14 protein-coding genes and 1 pseudogene are annotated in these 14,974 nt (G+C 67.8%); 8 read left to right on the forward strand and 7 right to left on the reverse strand.

Annotated elements, in window-relative coordinates; all coding sequences use genetic code 11:
* Positions 1-4: 4 nt before the first annotated feature.
* From ACFFIC_RS14045 to ACFFIC_RS14060, 4 genes are read left to right on the forward strand one after another with little or no spacing between them, the layout of a single operon-like run.
* Positions 5-1,462, forward strand: coding sequence for a sigma-54 dependent transcriptional regulator (locus ACFFIC_RS14045; RefSeq protein WP_377051338.1), 1,458 nt, complete (start codon positions 5-7; stop codon positions 1,460-1,462).
* 18 nt (positions 1,463-1,480) lie between these two features.
* Positions 1,481-3,547, forward strand: coding sequence for a flagellar biosynthesis protein FlhA (gene flhA, locus ACFFIC_RS14050; RefSeq protein WP_408906652.1), 2,067 nt, complete (start codon positions 1,481-1,483; stop codon positions 3,545-3,547).
* A 9-nt stretch (positions 3,548-3,556) separates the two neighbouring features.
* Positions 3,557-4,648: a flagellar biosynthesis protein FlhF gene (locus ACFFIC_RS14055; protein ID WP_377051342.1), complete on the forward strand. Its 1,092-nt coding sequence runs from the start codon at positions 3,557-3,559 to the stop codon at positions 4,646-4,648.
* On the forward strand, positions 4,645-5,460 hold the full coding sequence (locus ACFFIC_RS14060; protein WP_377051344.1) for a nucleotide-binding protein: 816 nt from the start codon (positions 4,645-4,647) through the stop codon (positions 5,458-5,460). Before ACFFIC_RS14055 ends, ACFFIC_RS14060 begins: the two co-directional genes overlap by 4 nt.
* 610 nt (positions 5,461-6,070) lie before the next feature.
* Here the strand turns inward: ACFFIC_RS14060 and ACFFIC_RS14065 are convergent.
* From ACFFIC_RS14065 to ACFFIC_RS14085, 5 genes are all read right to left on the reverse strand, one after another.
* On the reverse strand, positions 6,071-6,439 hold the full coding sequence (locus ACFFIC_RS14065; protein WP_377051346.1) for a nuclear transport factor 2 family protein: 369 nt from the start codon (positions 6,437-6,439) through the stop codon (positions 6,071-6,073).
* 25 nt (positions 6,440-6,464) lie between these two features.
* Positions 6,465-7,043, reverse strand: a complete 579-nt coding sequence (locus ACFFIC_RS14070) for an isochorismatase family protein (protein ID WP_377051348.1) — start codon at positions 7,041-7,043, stop codon at positions 6,465-6,467.
* Between the two features lie 193 nt (positions 7,044-7,236).
* On the reverse strand, positions 7,237-8,139 hold the full coding sequence (locus tag ACFFIC_RS14075; RefSeq protein WP_377051350.1) for a LysR family transcriptional regulator: 903 nt from the start codon (positions 8,137-8,139) through the stop codon (positions 7,237-7,239).
* A 65-nt stretch (positions 8,140-8,204) separates the two neighbouring features.
* A complete protein-coding gene (locus ACFFIC_RS14080) occupies positions 8,205-8,807 on the reverse strand; it encodes an NADPH-dependent F420 reductase (protein ID WP_377051352.1) in 603 nt (200 codons plus the stop codon).
* 35 nt (positions 8,808-8,842) lie between these two features.
* Positions 8,843-9,595: a 3-oxoacyl-ACP reductase family protein gene (locus tag ACFFIC_RS14085; protein WP_377051354.1), complete on the reverse strand. Its 753-nt coding sequence runs from the start codon at positions 9,593-9,595 to the stop codon at positions 8,843-8,845.
* A gap of 73 nt (positions 9,596-9,668) precedes the next feature.
* Here ACFFIC_RS14085 and ACFFIC_RS14090 point away from each other — a divergent pair, with 73 nt between their 5' ends.
* From ACFFIC_RS14090 to ACFFIC_RS14105, 4 genes and pseudogenes are all read left to right on the forward strand, one after another.
* Positions 9,669-10,634 carry a LysR family transcriptional regulator gene (locus ACFFIC_RS14090; protein ID WP_377051397.1) on the forward strand — a complete coding sequence of 322 codons (966 nt, stop codon included), beginning with the start codon at positions 9,669-9,671 and terminating at the stop codon, positions 10,632-10,634.
* 363 nt (positions 10,635-10,997) lie between these two features.
* A complete protein-coding gene (locus ACFFIC_RS14095; RefSeq protein ID WP_377051356.1) occupies positions 10,998-12,800 on the forward strand; it encodes a sensor domain-containing phosphodiesterase in 1,803 nt (600 codons plus the stop codon).
* Between the two features lie 188 nt (positions 12,801-12,988).
* Complete coding sequence (locus ACFFIC_RS14100) at positions 12,989-13,222, forward strand: hypothetical protein (RefSeq protein ID WP_377051358.1); 234 nt, start codon at positions 12,989-12,991, stop codon at positions 13,220-13,222.
* 84 nt (positions 13,223-13,306) lie between these two features.
* Positions 13,307-13,514, forward strand: a pseudogene (locus tag ACFFIC_RS14105) (IS630 family transposase); the annotation flags it as partial.
* Positions 13,515-13,532: 18 nt separating this feature from the next.
* Here ACFFIC_RS14105 and ACFFIC_RS14110 read toward each other — a convergent pair.
* Complete coding sequence (locus ACFFIC_RS14110; RefSeq protein WP_377051401.1) at positions 13,533-13,784, reverse strand: hypothetical protein; 252 nt, start codon at positions 13,782-13,784, stop codon at positions 13,533-13,535.
* Positions 13,785-13,862: 78 nt separating this feature from the next.
* Positions 13,863-14,666, reverse strand: coding sequence for a sensor histidine kinase (locus ACFFIC_RS14115; RefSeq protein WP_377051360.1), 804 nt, complete (start codon positions 14,664-14,666; stop codon positions 13,863-13,865).
* Positions 14,667-14,974 lie beyond the last annotated feature (308 nt).

Below are 14,974 nucleotides of genomic sequence, written 5' to 3' on the forward strand. Positions count from 1 at the left end.
CACCATGCCGCGCGTTTTGATCATCGGCTCCCTGGAGGGGGAGCTTGGCCAGGCGGCGCGGCTGGCGCGGGCGCGCGGTGCCACCATCGCGCATGTGAACGGAGTGACCGACGCGCTGAACCGCCTGCGGCAGGAGGGCGCGGACGTCGCGCTGTGCGAGGTCATGCACGATGTCGGCTGGCTCGTGCGGGCGATGCAGAGCGAACGCATCCAGTGTCCGGTCGTGGCCTGCGGTCCGGAAGGGGGAGCATCCGCGGCGCTGCGTGCCATCCGCGAGGGAGCGAGCGACTTTCTTCCCCTTCCCCCGGATGCCGACCTGATCGCCGCGATGCTGCAGGCCGCGGCGGGAGAGGCCGACGCGGCGCACGGGATGGTGGTTCAGGACCCGGCCATGCTCGCCGTGCTCGCGCGCGCCGACCAGGTGGCGCGGGCCGAGGCATCGGTTCTGATCACCGGGGAAAGCGGCACCGGGAAGGAGCTGGTCGCCCGGCGCATCCACGCCAAATCGCGACGCGCTCCCGGGCCATTCGTCGCGCTCAACTGCGCGGCCCTTCCGGAATCCCTTCTGGAAAGCGAGCTGTTCGGCCACGAGAAGGGCGCCTTCTCCGGCGCCGTGGCCCAGCGCAAGGGAAAGTTCGAGCAGGCCGAGCACGGCACCCTGCTGCTGGACGAGATCGGGGAGATGGACCTGCGGCTGCAGGCCAAGCTTCTGCGCGCCATCCAGGAACGCGAGATCGACCGCCTGGGTGGCAAGCTGCCGGTGCGCGTCGATGTGCGCATCCTGGCCGCGACCAACCGTGACCTGATGGCCGAGGTGCGGGCCGGCCGCTTTCGCGAGGATCTCTACTTCCGCCTGGATGTGGTGCGCCTGCGGCTGCCGCCGCTGCGGGAGCGGCGCGGCGACACCCTTCCCCTGGCCGAGGCCTTCGCCGCCCGCTTCGCCGATCTGAACGGGCTGCCGGCGCGCCCACTCTCCGCAGCGGCGCGCGCCGCCCTGCTGTCACACGCCTGGCCCGGCAATGTGCGCGAGATGGAGAACGCCATGCACCGCGCCGTGTTGATGGCCGAAGGACCGGAGATCGGGCTGGAGGCCCTGGATCTTGCGGAGCCCTGCTCGGCCTCGTCGGCCGGACGCACGCCGGCCGCCGAGCGGCGCCAGGCTGTTGCCGCCTGCGGCTCGACGGCAGCGCCGAGCCCAGCGATCCGTTCGCCCGCCTCCCAGCCCCCGGGGTCAGCCCCGGCCGAGTTCGCGGAAGGCATTGCCGCGCTGGTGGGCCGCAGCATGGAGGAGGTGGAGCGGGACTTGATCCTCGGCACCCTGTCCCACTGCCTGGGCAACCGGACCCGTGCGGCGGAAGTGTTGGGCATCTCCATCCGCGCGCTGCGGAACAAGCTGCAGGATTACCGCGCCCTGGGCCTGCCGGTCACGGCGGCGCCGGGTTATGCGGCGCTTGGGCAGTAAGCGCCCGTGGCCCAAGGCATGAACCTTCCGGCGGGGCTGCGCCGGTTCAACCCGGGCAGCGACATCGCGCTCGCCCTCGGCGTGGTGGCCGTGATCGGCATCATGCTGGTGCCCCTGCCGACCGTGATCCTCGATTTCGGCCTCGCCATCTCCGTCACCGCCTCCGTGCTGGTGCTGGTGGTGGCCCTGCTGCTGCAGCGGCCGCTCGACTTCACCAGCTTCCCCACCATCCTGCTGCTCACCACGCTGCTGCGCCTTGCGCTCAACGTCGCGACAACACGCCTGGTGCTGACCCACGGTCATGAGGGGCCGGCTTCGGCGGGCGGGGTGATCGCCGCCTTCGGCAACTTCCTCATGGGTGGGGACGTGCTGGTCGGCTTTGTCGTCTTCGCGATCCTCCTGGTCGTCAACTTCATGGTGGTCACCAAGGGCTCGGGCCGCATCGCCGAGGTGTCCGCGCGCTTCAGCCTGGACGCGATGCCCGGCAAGCAGATGGCCATCGACGCCGATCTCTCGTCCGGCACCATCGACGAGGCGGAGGCCAAGCGCCGCCGCCGGGAGCTGGAAGAGGAAAGCGGCTTCTTCGGCGCCATGGACGGCGCCGCCAAGTTCGTGCGCGGCGATGCCGTCGCCGGCCTGATCGTGACCTTCGTGAACCTCCTGGGCGGGCTGGCGATCGGCATCGGCCGGCACGGCATGAGCTTCGGTGACGCGATCGAGGCCTTCTCCACCCTGACGGTCGGAGATGGCCTGGTCACCCAGCTTCCCTCGCTGCTGACCTCGGTGGCGGCCGGCATCGTCGTCACCAAGGGCAATGCGGATGGGCGCGCGGACCAGCTCATCGCCGGTCAGCTCGGCACCAGCCCCAAGCCGCTCGCGGTCGCCGCCGGCGCGGCCGCCGTCATGGCGCTGATGCCGGGCATGCCGGCGCTGCCCTTCCTGGCTCTGGCGGGAGCCGCCGGCGCCATCGCCTGGAACCGCCGCAAGGCCGCGATCGCCGCCGCGGATGCGCCCGCCACCCCCTCGGCGGCCGAGGCGGCGGCAACGGACGACGCCCCGGTGGCCGAGGCGCTGCGGATGGACATGCTGCGGCTGGAGATCGGCTACGGGCTGCTTTCCCTGGCCTCGGGCGACGCGCCGCAGCTGACGGAGCAGATCCGCGCGCTGCGTCGTGCCATCGCGACCGAGATGGGCTTTGTGCTTCCCAGCGTGCGGGTGCAGGACAACATGCAGCTCGGCCCCAACACCTACGTGGTGAAGGTCAAGGAGGTCGAGGCCGCACGCGGCGAGCTGAAGCCACCCATGCTTCTGGCGATTGACGCGGGCGATGCCCTGGTGGACCTTCCGGGCGAGCGCTGCACCGAGCCGGCGTTCGGTTTGCCTGCGGTATGGATCGAGGAAAGCCAGCGCGAGCAGGCGCTGGCACGTGGAGGCACTGTTGTGGATGCCGCCGGCGTGGTGGCTACCCACCTGACCGAGGTCGTGCGCGAGAACATGGCGGAGCTGCTGTCCTACTCCGAGACGCGCCGGTTGCTCGACGGCCTGCCGGAGGAGCAGCGCCGCCTGGTGTCCGACATCATTCCGGCGCAGGTCAGCATCGGCACGGTGCAGCGGGTGTTGCAGTCCCTCCTGGCGGAGCGCGTTTCCATCCGCGACCTGCCGACGATCCTGGAAGGCATCCAGGAAGCAACGGCAGGTGGCGGGCGCGCCCTGGCGGGGATCGTGGGCATCGTGAGGGCGCGGCTGGCGCGCCAGATCACGGATGCGCTGCGTGGGCCGCGTGGCGAAGTGCCCTTGCTGACGCTGAGCGCGGAATGGGAGGCGGCATTCGCCGAGTCCCTGGTAGGCCCTGCGGAGGACAGGCAGCTCGCGATGCCACCCACCCGGGTTTCGGAGTTCGTGCAAAAGGTGCGCCGGGTCCTGGACACCGCGGCCGCAGGGGGGGACATGCCCGCCCTCGTTTGCTCCGGCGGGATCCGCCCGCAGGTGCGCTCGATCGTGGAACGCTTCAGGCCCTCCACCCCGGTCCTGGCCCAGGCCGAGATCCACCCGCGCGCGCAGATCCGCATCCTCGGGAGCATCTGAGGTCCGGTCATGCGCGTCCGTGTAGTCCATGCCCGCACGATGCCGGAAGCCATGCGGATGCTGACCGAGGAGCTCGGACCGAACGCGGTCCTGCTTTCCTCGCGGCGCGTCGCGGGCGGCTTCCAGGCAACGGGCGGGTTGGAAACGGACCCACCCGAGGAGCCGCTGTCGCCTGCTCTCCCGATCTCCGCGCCAGGAGGTTTTGACCTGGGGCCGACCGAGGCGGAGCTGCCCAGACGGGCGATGCGGGAGCTTTCCGCAGGCCCGGGGCAAAAGGACGGAGAAGCGGCCGCGCTCGGCTTCCATGGCATTCCCGAGGAACTCCGCACCCGGCTGCTCGGCGGGCCGCTCGAGGCCATGCTGTCGGCAACGCTGCGGTTCGGGCGCCTGCCCGAGTTGGGATCCCGCCCCTTGCTGCTGGCCGGCCCGCCCGGCGCCGGCAAGACGTTGACCACGATGAAGCTGGCGGCGCGGCACGTGCTGGGCGGCGGCGAACCGCCCCTGATCGTCAACACCGACCAGCAGAGGCCAGGTGCCGCCGAGCAGCTGACGGGCGTGGCCGAGCTTCTGAAGGCTCATCTGGCCCAGGCCCGGAACCCGGCCGCCGCCCTGCAGGCGATCGCCCTGCGGCCGCCCGGCGGCGCGGTGTTGATCGACACCTCGGGCATGGACCCTTTCGACGCCGATCAGGCGCGCCTCCTTCTCACCCTGATCGCCACAACGCGCGCGAACGTGGCGCTCGTCATGCCCTGCGGTCTCGATCCCGCGGAGGCGAGCGAGCTGGGCCGCGCCTTCCGTGCCCTGGGCGCCACTCATCTGGTTCCCACGCGCCTCGAAGCCACCCGCCGGCTGGGCGGCATCATCTCGGCCGCCGCCGCGGCGGATCTGGTCCTGTCCGAGGGTGGGGCCAGCAACCTCATCACGGAGGGGTTGATGGCGCTTTCCCCCGACTGGCTGGCCGAGCGCCTGCGGCGTCAGACCCATGCGCCGCCGCGGGCAAGCCCATCTTCCCCCACGAGTGCAGCCAAGCCTGAAGAGCCGCGCCAGAACGGATTGCTCCGCTTTGAGGCCGTGACGCAGAACGGAGACCCCGACCGATGAGTGACGCCGCTGCTGCCAGCCTGCTGCCCTCCGGGCGCATCATCGCGGTCGCTTCCGGGAAGGGCGGCGTCGGCAAGACCTGGCTGTCCATCACGCTCTCCCAGGCGCTCTCGCGCCTTGGGCTCCAGGTGCTGCTGGTGGATGCCGATCTCGGGCTGGCCAATGTGGACGTGCAACTGGGCCTGCAGCCGGAACGGGACCTGCACGCGGTGCTGACCGGAAAGCTGACGCTGCGCCAGGCGGTCTCGCGGCACGCGGAAGGCGGCTTCGATGTGCTGGCCGGCCGGTCCGGCAGCGGTGCCCTGGCGGCCATGTCGCCGGAACGGGTGGAGCAGGTGAACACCCTGATGCGGGACAGCGCAGCCTTCTGGGATGTGGTGATCCTCGACCTGGGTGCTGGCCTGGCGCCCCCGACGCGGCGGCTGGCTGCCAGCGCGGACATTCTGCTGGTGGTGGCGACGGACGAGCCGACCAGCCTGACGGACGCCTATGCCGTCCTCAAGCTGCATGCCACGGACAAGCCCGGCGGCGACGCCCGGCTTGTGGTCAACCAGGCAACCGATGCGGCGCAGGGAAGCCGAACCGCGGCGACCCTGCAGCGCGCCTGTGCCACCTTTCTCGGGCGTGAGATCCCCCTCTCCGGCGTGGTGCGGCGCGACGAGCGCGTGCGGGACACCATCCGTCGCCAGACCCTGCTGCTCACGCGGCACCCCAACAGCAATGCTGCGGCCGATGTGGAGGCCCTGGCGGCCGGGCTGCGGCTCCAAACGGCCTTCTCCATGCTCTCGCAATCCAAGAGGGAGGTTGTTTGACGCGCTCCCCCCTGGCCGAGGAGCGTTGGTTGTTTGCCCGATCATCCGGTCCCCTTGGCCGGCCCGAACGGCTGTTGCCCTGATCAGGCGCCTCGGAGACATCTCCTCGGCCCGCACGCAGTCTGGATCGCAGGCGGATCAGGCAGCGGGCTGGAACAGCCTGGCGATAAAGGTGGCTTCGACCCGCATGTCTCGTCCGTCGATCTCCCGAGCCTGCCTAAGCCAAACGGTCAGGCTGCCACGCCTGCGCGAGGCCGCAGCGTACTCCGCCCGTTCGTTGCCCGGAACCTCGGCTTGGGCATCGATTGGTCACCATCCGACCTCGGGCGGATCGCCATGCTGGCTGGCGCAACAGACTCACGCCAAGACGATCAAACAAAATGACACAGCGGGATAACGTTGGAAGGTGGGGCACCCACCAGGCTGTATCCATTGCCCTCCGCCACCCAGCGAAGGCTTCGACCCTGCTTTGCGTCTGGTGTGCCGTGGGGATACCCCGAACTTGCTGCCCCGACATGAAGAAGTACCGAAGCGCCGGCGTCGCCATACCACACCGATGCCGACTGCCCTGCGCTTCTCCCGACCGGGCCACCTGGGTGGGCAAGATGCCTCATCCGGGAAGAGGGTCGAAGAAAAGGTAGATGGCGGCGATGCGGCCATCGCGGATGAGCATGACGTCCGTTCCCGCATGAGCCGGGGCCTCGCCCGGACGGCCCGCGACCCATTGGATGCGACCGACCGTGCCATGCATCTCCTCGACGGGGCGAAGGATCGTGTACTGCAGGCCGGGCTGAGCCGCCCGGATTTCGCCAGCGATCTGGGCAATTTCGTCGCGCCCCCGATGAACAGCTTCGGGCTCGTGGAACACGGCGTCCTCCGTGAAGATTTCATCGATGGTGGCCCGGCGGCGCCCGGGATCGTCTTGGCCGAAGACCTCGTGGAGGTTGCGCGTCAGAAGCGTCGGGATGCTGTGGGGCATGCAGGCTGGTTCCTTATGAACGCGCTCAGGCACCCTCGACATGCGGACTCGTCACGCCCGGAAGGTCGGACAGATAGCCTTTGACCAGCTCGCGGGCCTTGTCGGCGACGGGCGACTTCCAGTCCCGGAACAGTTCGGTGCCGAACGCGAGCGCCGTGGTGGGAACGGCCCCGGCTTGCACCAGGCGCTGGATGGCCGTCGCATGCGCGATCTGCGACAGCCCGCCGACCGCATCGGCCGGAAAGGCCACGTCGTAGCCGTCGCGCAGCATTTCCACCGTGGGGAAGGCGAGGCAGATTTCCGTGAACAGCGCGCCGACCAGGAGCCGCTTGCGACCCGTCGCGCGCACCGCTTCGCGGAAGGCCTCGTCTTCCCAGGCGTTCATGGAGGAGCGGTCGATCTCCCGCATGCCCGGAAGCTCCGCCAGAATGGAGGACTTGGTCGGGCCGTTCACCCCGAGCTCGACCCCCACGGTCGAGAGCACGATCGGCATGCCGAAGGCCTTTGCCGTCCTGATCAGGAAGCGAATGTTCAGGTCGACCAGCTCGGCCGGCGTCTCGGACCGGATCTGGTCGAACATCTCCTGCTGGTAGTCGATCACCACCAGTGCCGTATCCTCGTACCTGAACACGCCTTGTTCCGTCATCGTCGCTCTCCGTTCATTCATCCGAGGCGGAGCGGATCGCGGCTCCACCACTGTTATCGGGTCACCTGAGAGGGCGGGAGGGTAGCCGCGCCAAGCGGAGAACTGTGTCGCATGACGGGGAACGCCGATGGCGGGCATCGCGCCCGACGCTTCACGCGGCGACGTCGAAGGCTTCGCCGGACTGCGCATCGCCGAAGGCTGCCGTGAGCGCATCGGTCAGCGCCTGTACTTTTCGCGATGAATAGGCCCCAGGCGCCCTGACGACATGGATCCCGCCCGGTGGCACCGGATGCTGCGTCAGGACCGGCACCAGGGTGCCGGAGGCCACGAAAGGGTCGGTGACGAAGTCCGGGAGATAGGCGAGGCCGAGCCCGGCGCAGGCGGCCGCTGCGAGCGCCGCCGCGCTGTCCGCCTTGAACCGGCCCGTCGGGTGGATCGTGACCACTTTCTGGCCGTCGAGCAGCCGCCAGGTCTCGGAACCCTGCATGAGCGCCTCATGATCCGCCAGCTCCGCCAGGAACTTCGGGGCGCCGTGGCGCTCGATGTAGCCGGGGCTGGCGAGCACCTTGCCCCGGATCGGGGCGATCTGACGGGTCACGAGGCTGGAATCCCGCAGATAGCCGACGCGAACCGCGGCGTCGAAACCCTCTGCGACGAGGTCGACGAAGGCATCGCTGTAGGACGCGTGCACCTGCAGCAGCGGGTGCTGCCTCGCGAGTTCGGCAAGCACCGGCGCGACATGCGTCGAGCCGAAGGTGACGGGCAGCGCAAGGCGAAGCTGGCCCCGCACCTCCCCATCGGGGCGGAGCGCATTCCAGGCGAGATCCATCTCCGCGCAGGCCCGCAAGGCATGCTCGCGGAAGGTCATCCCGGCTTCCGTCAGCGACGAACCCCGCGTGGTGCGCACGAGCAGCTGCGCGCCGAGCTGCCGCTCGAGCCGGAGCAGCCTTCGGCTCACGATCGACTTGGCAAGGCCGAGCCGCGCCGCGGCCGGCGACACGCCGCCGGCATCCGCGACTTTGACAAAGGTCCGCAGGTCCTCAAGATCGAACAAAGAGCCTCCTTGAGCTCTCGCAGCCATCCCCGAGGGTGCTGCAACGGTGGCGCCGGAAGCCCCTGTCAGCCGAACCGAACCAGGTTGAGCGTCGGCAAGGGGCCACCCGGGAACTGGACGAGCCGGGCGCCGAGGGCGAGCGGCCCGAGATCGATCCCGAAGAAGCCGAGCCGCTCGATGAGGGCGCCGACCTGCGCCTTTGCGTCGGCGTCGTCGCCTGAGAAGAACAGCACGCGCCGTCCGCCCTCGGCGGCGGGATCGCCCGCGACGAGCTGCGGCTGGAGGTGGTTGAAGGCCTTCACCAGCCGCGCACCGGGCACGAGCTCCTCAACGATCTCGGACGAGGCGCGGCCGCCCAGCTCGGCGGGCCGGAACAGCGGCGCCTCGATCGGGTTGTTGGCATCGACCACGATGCGCCCGGCGAAATCGGGCAACCCGGTGAGCGCCTCCGGCAGCTTCGACCAGTTCACCGCGACAAAGACGATGTCCCTCGACGCGGCGTCCTCGCGGCTGCCGGCGGCGACCGCCGGGCCGATGCCGGCGACGACGTCCTTCAGGCTTGCGGGCCCACGGCTGTTCGACAGCGTGGCAGCGATGCCGTGGCGGGCGAGCGCGGCAGCGATGGCGCGCCCGATGTTGCCGGCGCCGATGATGCCGATGCTGGGCATGACGGTGTTCTCCTTGCTCGGGTCGGTTTGAAAGGTCAGGCGGTCAGGCCGCCATCGGCGACGATGTCCGCCCCGGTGACGAAACCCGCCTCCGGGCTGGCGATGTAGGCGACGAGCCCCGCGATCTCGGCGGGCTGCCCATAGCGGCCGATCGCCATGCCCGGGCCGACGATCGCGGCGACCGGACCGTCCGCGGGGTTCATGTCCGTGTCGGTCGGGCCGGGATGCACGGTGTTCACCGTGATGCCCTTGGGGCCAAGGTCGCGGGCCAGGCTGCGGTTGAACCCTGTCACGGCGCCCTTGGTCAGCGTGTAGACCGATGCCGTCGGGAAGGCGGCGTAGCGGGTCATGGACGAGCCGATGTGGATGATGCGCCCGCCCGCCCCCATGTGGCGGACCGCCTCCTGCGTCGCGACGAACACGCCGGTCACGTTGACCGCGAGCATCCGCTCGTAATCCTCGAACCGGTAGTTCTCGATCGGCGCGTTGATCGCCATGCCCGCGTTGTTGACGAGGATGTCGATGCCGCCGAGCGCCTCGACCGTTCGGGCCACGGCGGCGCGGACTGCCGACGGGTCGCCGGCATCGGCCTGGATGGCCATGGCCTTGCCGCCGGCTGCCTCGATCGCGGCCACCACCTTCGCCGCCTGGTCCGGCGAAGCGCTGTAGGTCAGCGCCACGGCGGCGCCATCGGCGGCGAGGCGCTGGGCGATCGCCGCACCGATCGAGCGCGAGCCGCCGGTCACGAGGGCGACCTTGCCGGCCAGGGGCTGGGAAAGCGGTGGCATTGTCTTCACTCCAAGGCGTGTTCGTCGGGGTAAAGATGCGCCGGCAATTCCCTCTCGATTAGCCGGTGCCGGGATGGCAATCTTTCAACCATCCATTGAAGGTCGCCGCGTGGAATCCCTGGCCAACCTCGAATCCTTCGTGCGCAGCGCGGAGCACGGCAGCTTTTCCGAGGCCGGGCGGCGGATGTCCCTGACCCCTGTCGCGGTCAGCCGCAACGTCGCCATGCTCGAGCGGAACCTCGGCGTGAGGCTGTTCCACCGCTCGACGCGACGCCTGGTCCTGACCGAGGCAGGCGAGGCTTTTCGCCTGGGGATTGCCGACAGGCTCGAGGGCATCCAGGCGGCGATCGCGGAGGCGGCGACCGGCGGCAGGGAACCGGCCGGTACGCTGAAGGTGAGCCTGCCGCCCACGCTCGGCCTCACCTACGTCCTGCCCTTGCTGCCTGGCCTGCTCAAGCGTTATCCGCGAATCCGGCCCGAGTGGCACTTCGAGAGCCGGCCGGTCGACCTCGTCGCCGAAGGCTACGATGCCGCGATCGGCGGCGGGTTCGAGCTGTCTCCCGGGATCGTCGCGCGCACGCTGGCACCGGCCCATATCGTTGCCGTCGCCTCGCCCGCCTACATGGCCGGGCGCGTGCCGCCCACCGATCCTGCCGGACTACAGTCGCTGGCGGGGATCGTGATGCGTGCGCCCCGGACGGGCCGGATCCGGCGCTGGACGATGCGGGACGCGGCGGGGAACGAGATGCCCGCCACGCTCCCGGAAACCATCGTGGTCAACGACCCCATGGCGATGCGCGAGGCCGCGTTGCTCGGCCTCGGCGCCGCGATGCTGGCATCGGCCGATGCGCTGCCCGCGCTGGAAAGCGGTGGCCTCGTGCGGCTCGTTCCACGTTGGTACGCCGACGCAGGGGCGATCTCCCTCTACTACGCATCGCGGACCCTGTTGCCGGGCAAGACGCGCGCTTTCGTCGATTGGGTGACCGAAGCCTTTGGGAGCCAGAAGTTGGCGGAACGCTTCGCCGGAAGCTTCGGTTAGGTGTTTCGCACCTTGCGTCAGGAGCGGGGTGGGTCAGGCCTTCAAGCTCTCCTTTGCGGCCTGGAAGGCCGAGCCCCGGACCACGCACGGCAGTCAATCGCTCCATTCAACCCTGGCAGTCAGCACGGCCCTGGCCTTGCGGCTGGCGTTCCGTCTGGCTCTCCGCCCGGTCGAGAGCCTGATCAGCTCCATGATCTCTCCTCGGCCTCAATCTGGCTGTGCCGTAGCACTCCATCCTCACCCGCCGGGCCGAGACACTCATGTGACCCACTGTAAGGTGCCAACTACCAAACCTCACAGGTGGAGTTGCTGAGCGCACTTACATCTTTGCAAGGTTCGCCAGATAAAGGATCCATGTCAGCAATGAATGAAGAGGCGCGCCTGGATGCCTTGCACCAGCTTAACCTCCTCGACACCGATCCAAGCGAGGCCTTTGATCGGGTTACCCGAATGGCGGCGCAGCTTTTCGACCTGCCGATCGCTGCTGTTTCGCTGACAGACCGTGACCGGCAATGGTTCAAGTCCCGCGTTGGGGTCAGTCACTCGTCCATACCTCGGCACAAGGCGCCCTGTGCTCAGGTTGCGGAGAGTTCAAGTCTTCTGGTGATTCCTGACCTGCTCGCTGATCCCTGCTACCGCGATAGTCCTTTGGCTCAGAGCGGCGTGCGCTTTTATGCGGGCGCGCCGCTGATCACCAGCGATGGCTATGCGCTGGGGGCGATGTGCGTTCTCGGCACTGAGCCGAGGCAGGCCTCCTCGTCGGAGTTCGCGTCGCTCGCCGATCTTGGTGCCATGGTGATGGCGCAGATTGAGTTGCAGCACGCCTTCGGCCGGGTTGATCCGCTCAGCCGGATGCCGAACCGCATTCAGTTCATCGAGGACCTGGAGGATCTTGCCCGCGACCAGCCGGAGCGCGACCTCCGCCTTTCCACGCTGGTCGACCTCGCCAGCCCGGAGCAGCTGAGCGACGTGGTGCGGGTGATGGGCGCTTCCTACCTGGATGAGCTGATCGCCGAGGCAGCCCGGCTGATCAGGTCAGCCATCGGGGTGGAACGGAAAGCCTACCATGTGGGAGCCACCCAGTTCGCGTTCCTGGCTCCGCCCGGGTTTTCCGCAATCGGCTACTCGGCCCTTTTGGCCAAGCGGCTCAAGAGCCTGCGGAAACTGTCCAACTCCCGCTTCATGGCATCCGCGGTGATTGGCGTGGCACCTTTCATGCTCGGATGGAGCCATCCCCGTGACGTGCTGAGGATGGCTCACAGCGCAGCGCAGGACGCACGCCGACTGGAAAACAAGGTTGGCATCTACTCCTCAACACAGGATGCGGCGCACCAGCGCCGTTTCACCCTGATCAACGATTTTGCCGAGGCACTCAGATCCACCGATCAGCTGAGATTGGTGTACCAACCACGGGTCGATCTCTCGTCTGGCGCCTGCGTCGGCGCGGAGGCCTTGCTGCGCTGGAAGCATCCAAAGCTCGGCGAGATCTCCCCTGGCGAGTTCGTGCCGGTCATCGAACAGACCTCGATGACCAAGGCGGCAACAACCTGGGTGATTGATGCTGCTTTGAAGCAGATCTTGACTTGGCGCGAGGCCGGCCTGGATCTGCAGGTCTCGGTTAATGTGTCGGCGGCGAACCTGCAGGAGCCTGACTTTGCCGATCGCGTGCTGGATGCTCTGGCCCGACACTCCCTAACAGCCAGTTGCATAGAGCTTGAGGTAACAGAAACTGGCGTCATGGCCGACGCCGTGCAGGCGCTCGCGGTCCTCGAGGCTCTCGCCGGCGCCGGTATCCGCCTCGCCATCGATGACTTCGGGACCGGGTACAGCAGCCTTTCCTATTTGCAGCGGCTTCCTGCGCATGTGGTGAAGATCGACCAGTCCTTTGTGCGTGATCTGGCCACAAACGAACGCCAGCGAGCGCTCATCCTGGCAATGACCTCCCTTTCCCACGACCTGGGCTACCGGGTGGTGGCGGAGGGTGTTGAAACAAAAGACGTCTTGGCCCTGGTGGAGGTTGCTGGTTGTGATGAAGCTCAAGGCTACCTTTTCGCCCGCCCCATGACGCCGCAAGATTTTCTCGCTTGGTGCCGGGAGAGCGAATTCGCACCTTCAAGCTTGAAGGCGCCGCCCCTGTCCGAGCCTTCCATTCTGGACTCATTTTAGAACAGTTCCGTTTTGCATGGACCCGCCGGTTCTGAATCGACGCTGCTGATGGAGCAGCGAGGCTGGTGATGACGGCGCCTTGGTCGCAGGACCTGCGCAAGCGCCTGGTCCGGGCTGTTGAAGAGGGCGCCTCGGCACGGTAGGCGGCGGCCTGGTTCGCCGTCGGGGCGTCTGCGGCGATCAAGCTGGTGCGGCGGGTGCGCCGGACCGGCAGTACGGCACCGGCCAGGATCGCCGGCCAGCGCAAGCCACTGCTGGCCGGGCAGGAGGAGTTCCTCCGCGAGCTGATGGCCAAGCGGAAGGGGATCATCCTGGCGGAGATCCGGGCGGCCCTGATCGAGCGCGGCGTGGTGCCGATGTCGCTGATGACGATCTGGTCTATGCTGAAGTGGCTCGACCAGTCACACCAGAAAAGTGGCTGAGGGCATCCGAGCAGGGTTCGAGGCACTGCCTCGGACGCCGACATGCCCGGGCGCCTCCATTACCGGCGGATGTGGCACCCCACCATGGACCCGGAACGCTTCGTGTTCCTCGATGAGACCGGTGCTGCCACCAACATGATCCGCCGCCATGGCTGGAGACCGAGGCGTGAGCGCCTGGTCGACGCCGCGCCGCCTACTGGCGCACCACCACTCTCATCGCAGGGCCACGCAGCACCGGCCTCGTCGCACCGCTGTGCTGGACGGTCCCGTGGCCGGTGAGGCCTTCCTTGCCTGTTTTCAACCTTGGCCTCTATCGCAGTTCATCCATCATGCTGTCGATGGTGGGCAGCGTAGGATCGGACGCAAACACTTGCTCCAGCGAGCCGTCCGGACCTTGAAGCATCACGAACGTGTCGTGACCGCCGAGGCCAAGCTTTGTGGCGACTGCGATAGCCGCCTTGATCGCGCCCGCTTGTGACTTGTAGCCGCCATATTGGTTCGAGTCGCATATGATGGCCCAGCCGTCATCGGCTGGAACCACAGTGTAAACCGTTTTCGACAAGGCCATCTCTCCGGAAATCACGGCAGCGCAGTCGCGATGTGGTGCTGTGTCTGGCTCGGTACGAGGATCGGGACCGGATCACGTTCCATCCCGGACGGAAGCCAGCGGCAGCCGGATGCGGCAGTCCAGCCCGTGGGCGGCGAAGTCGAGTTGCGTGGTGCCGCCAGATCCCTGAACCAAGCCTTGCTCCAGTAGCCGCGAGCCAAAGCCGCGGCGTTCCGGGGCCTTTACGGGTGGACCACCGCGCTCCCGCCAGATGATCGCGACCGCCTGCGCCTGATCCTCCGTCCCCTGCTCCAAGGCCCAGGTAACCTCTACCCGTCCCTCCGGGATCGACAAGGCGCCGTACTTCGCTGCGTTGGTGGCGAGTTCGTGGAAGGCAAGTCCGACGGTCGGCACGACCCGGGGCGGCAGATGCACGGTGGGTCCAGAAACAGTGATCCGGCCTGCGGTGCCATCGTAGGGCTGCAGGCAGCGTCCAACCACGGCCGTGAGCGGTGCCCCCGTCGAATCATCCGGCCCCATGAGCTCAGGTGAGCGGGCCAGGGCCCGGAGACGTGCTCTGAAAGTCGTTCGGAAGGCCTCGCCTGTATCGCCGGGAAAAGCGGTCTGCGCCGCCAGGGCATGTACGGTGGCAAGAACGTTCTTCAGCCGGTGTTCCATCTCGGCCAGCTGGAACTGCGCCCGCTCCGAGGCGGCCTGTAGGTCTCGGCGCAAGGACTGGTTTGCTGTTCCCAGGGCAACAACATACTCCTGCCGGTCCCGATCAGACCACGTAGCAGAGATCGGAGCTGGGTCTTCAGCGGATGAGTAGGCGAGGATTTGCCAAACGCCCTCGATGCAGCAGAAGGCGCGCATCTGGGCAGGAGGTTTGCTGATCATCGCGGCACGCTCGCCTACAACCGACGCAGAGGACGCTAATCCAGTATAGGTTTTCCAGCCACTTCACTGAACTTTCGCCGATGATCCCGATGCCGTGACGGAGATCATGCGGCCGATGCCTTTTCAGGATAAAATTCAAAGCACGGACGGTAAAGCAATCCAGTTTAGCATTCGTGGCGAGATGGTTGATCTAAGGTTTTCCGGTTGCGGAGGCGTCTCTCCTCGCCTCCGATGTTTCTATATCCCGAACCTGGGCGGCACCTAAGTCGGTGCCGCCTCTTTTTCGGGCAACTGGGCGACGGTTCAGG

The sequence above is a fragment of the Muricoccus vinaceus genome, from assembly GCF_042433125.1.
Taxonomy (GTDB): domain Bacteria; phylum Pseudomonadota; class Alphaproteobacteria; order Acetobacterales; family Acetobacteraceae; genus Roseomonas; species Roseomonas vinacea.

What these genes read in the sequence shown, in the direction of transcription:
- ACFFIC_RS14115 (WP_377051360.1), bottom strand. Translation starts at nt 14,666, where the DNA reads ATGATCAGCAAACCTCCTGCCCAGATGCGCGCCTTCTGCTGCATCGAG.
- ACFFIC_RS14085 (WP_377051354.1), bottom strand. Translation starts at nt 9,595, where the DNA reads ATGCCACCGCTTTCCCAGCCCCTGGCCGGCAAGGTCGCCCTCGTGACC.
- ACFFIC_RS14080 (WP_377051352.1), bottom strand. Translation starts at nt 8,807, where the DNA reads ATGCCCAGCATCGGCATCATCGGCGCCGGCAACATCGGGCGCGCCATC.
- flhA (WP_408906652.1), top strand. Translation starts at nt 1,481, where the DNA reads ATGAACCTTCCGGCGGGGCTGCGCCGGTTCAACCCGGGCAGCGACATC.
- ACFFIC_RS14065 (WP_377051346.1), bottom strand. Translation starts at nt 6,439, where the DNA reads ATGCCCCACAGCATCCCGACGCTTCTGACGCGCAACCTCCACGAGGTC.
- ACFFIC_RS14090 (WP_377051397.1), top strand. Translation starts at nt 9,669, where the DNA reads ATGGCAATCTTTCAACCATCCATTGAAGGTCGCCGCGTGGAATCCCTG.
- ACFFIC_RS14045 (WP_377051338.1), top strand. Translation starts at nt 5, where the DNA reads ATGCCGCGCGTTTTGATCATCGGCTCCCTGGAGGGGGAGCTTGGCCAG.
- ACFFIC_RS14055 (WP_377051342.1), top strand. Translation starts at nt 3,557, where the DNA reads ATGCGCGTCCGTGTAGTCCATGCCCGCACGATGCCGGAAGCCATGCGG.
- ACFFIC_RS14060 (WP_377051344.1), top strand. Translation starts at nt 4,645, where the DNA reads ATGAGTGACGCCGCTGCTGCCAGCCTGCTGCCCTCCGGGCGCATCATC.
- ACFFIC_RS14095 (WP_377051356.1), top strand. Translation starts at nt 10,998, where the DNA reads ATGAATGAAGAGGCGCGCCTGGATGCCTTGCACCAGCTTAACCTCCTC.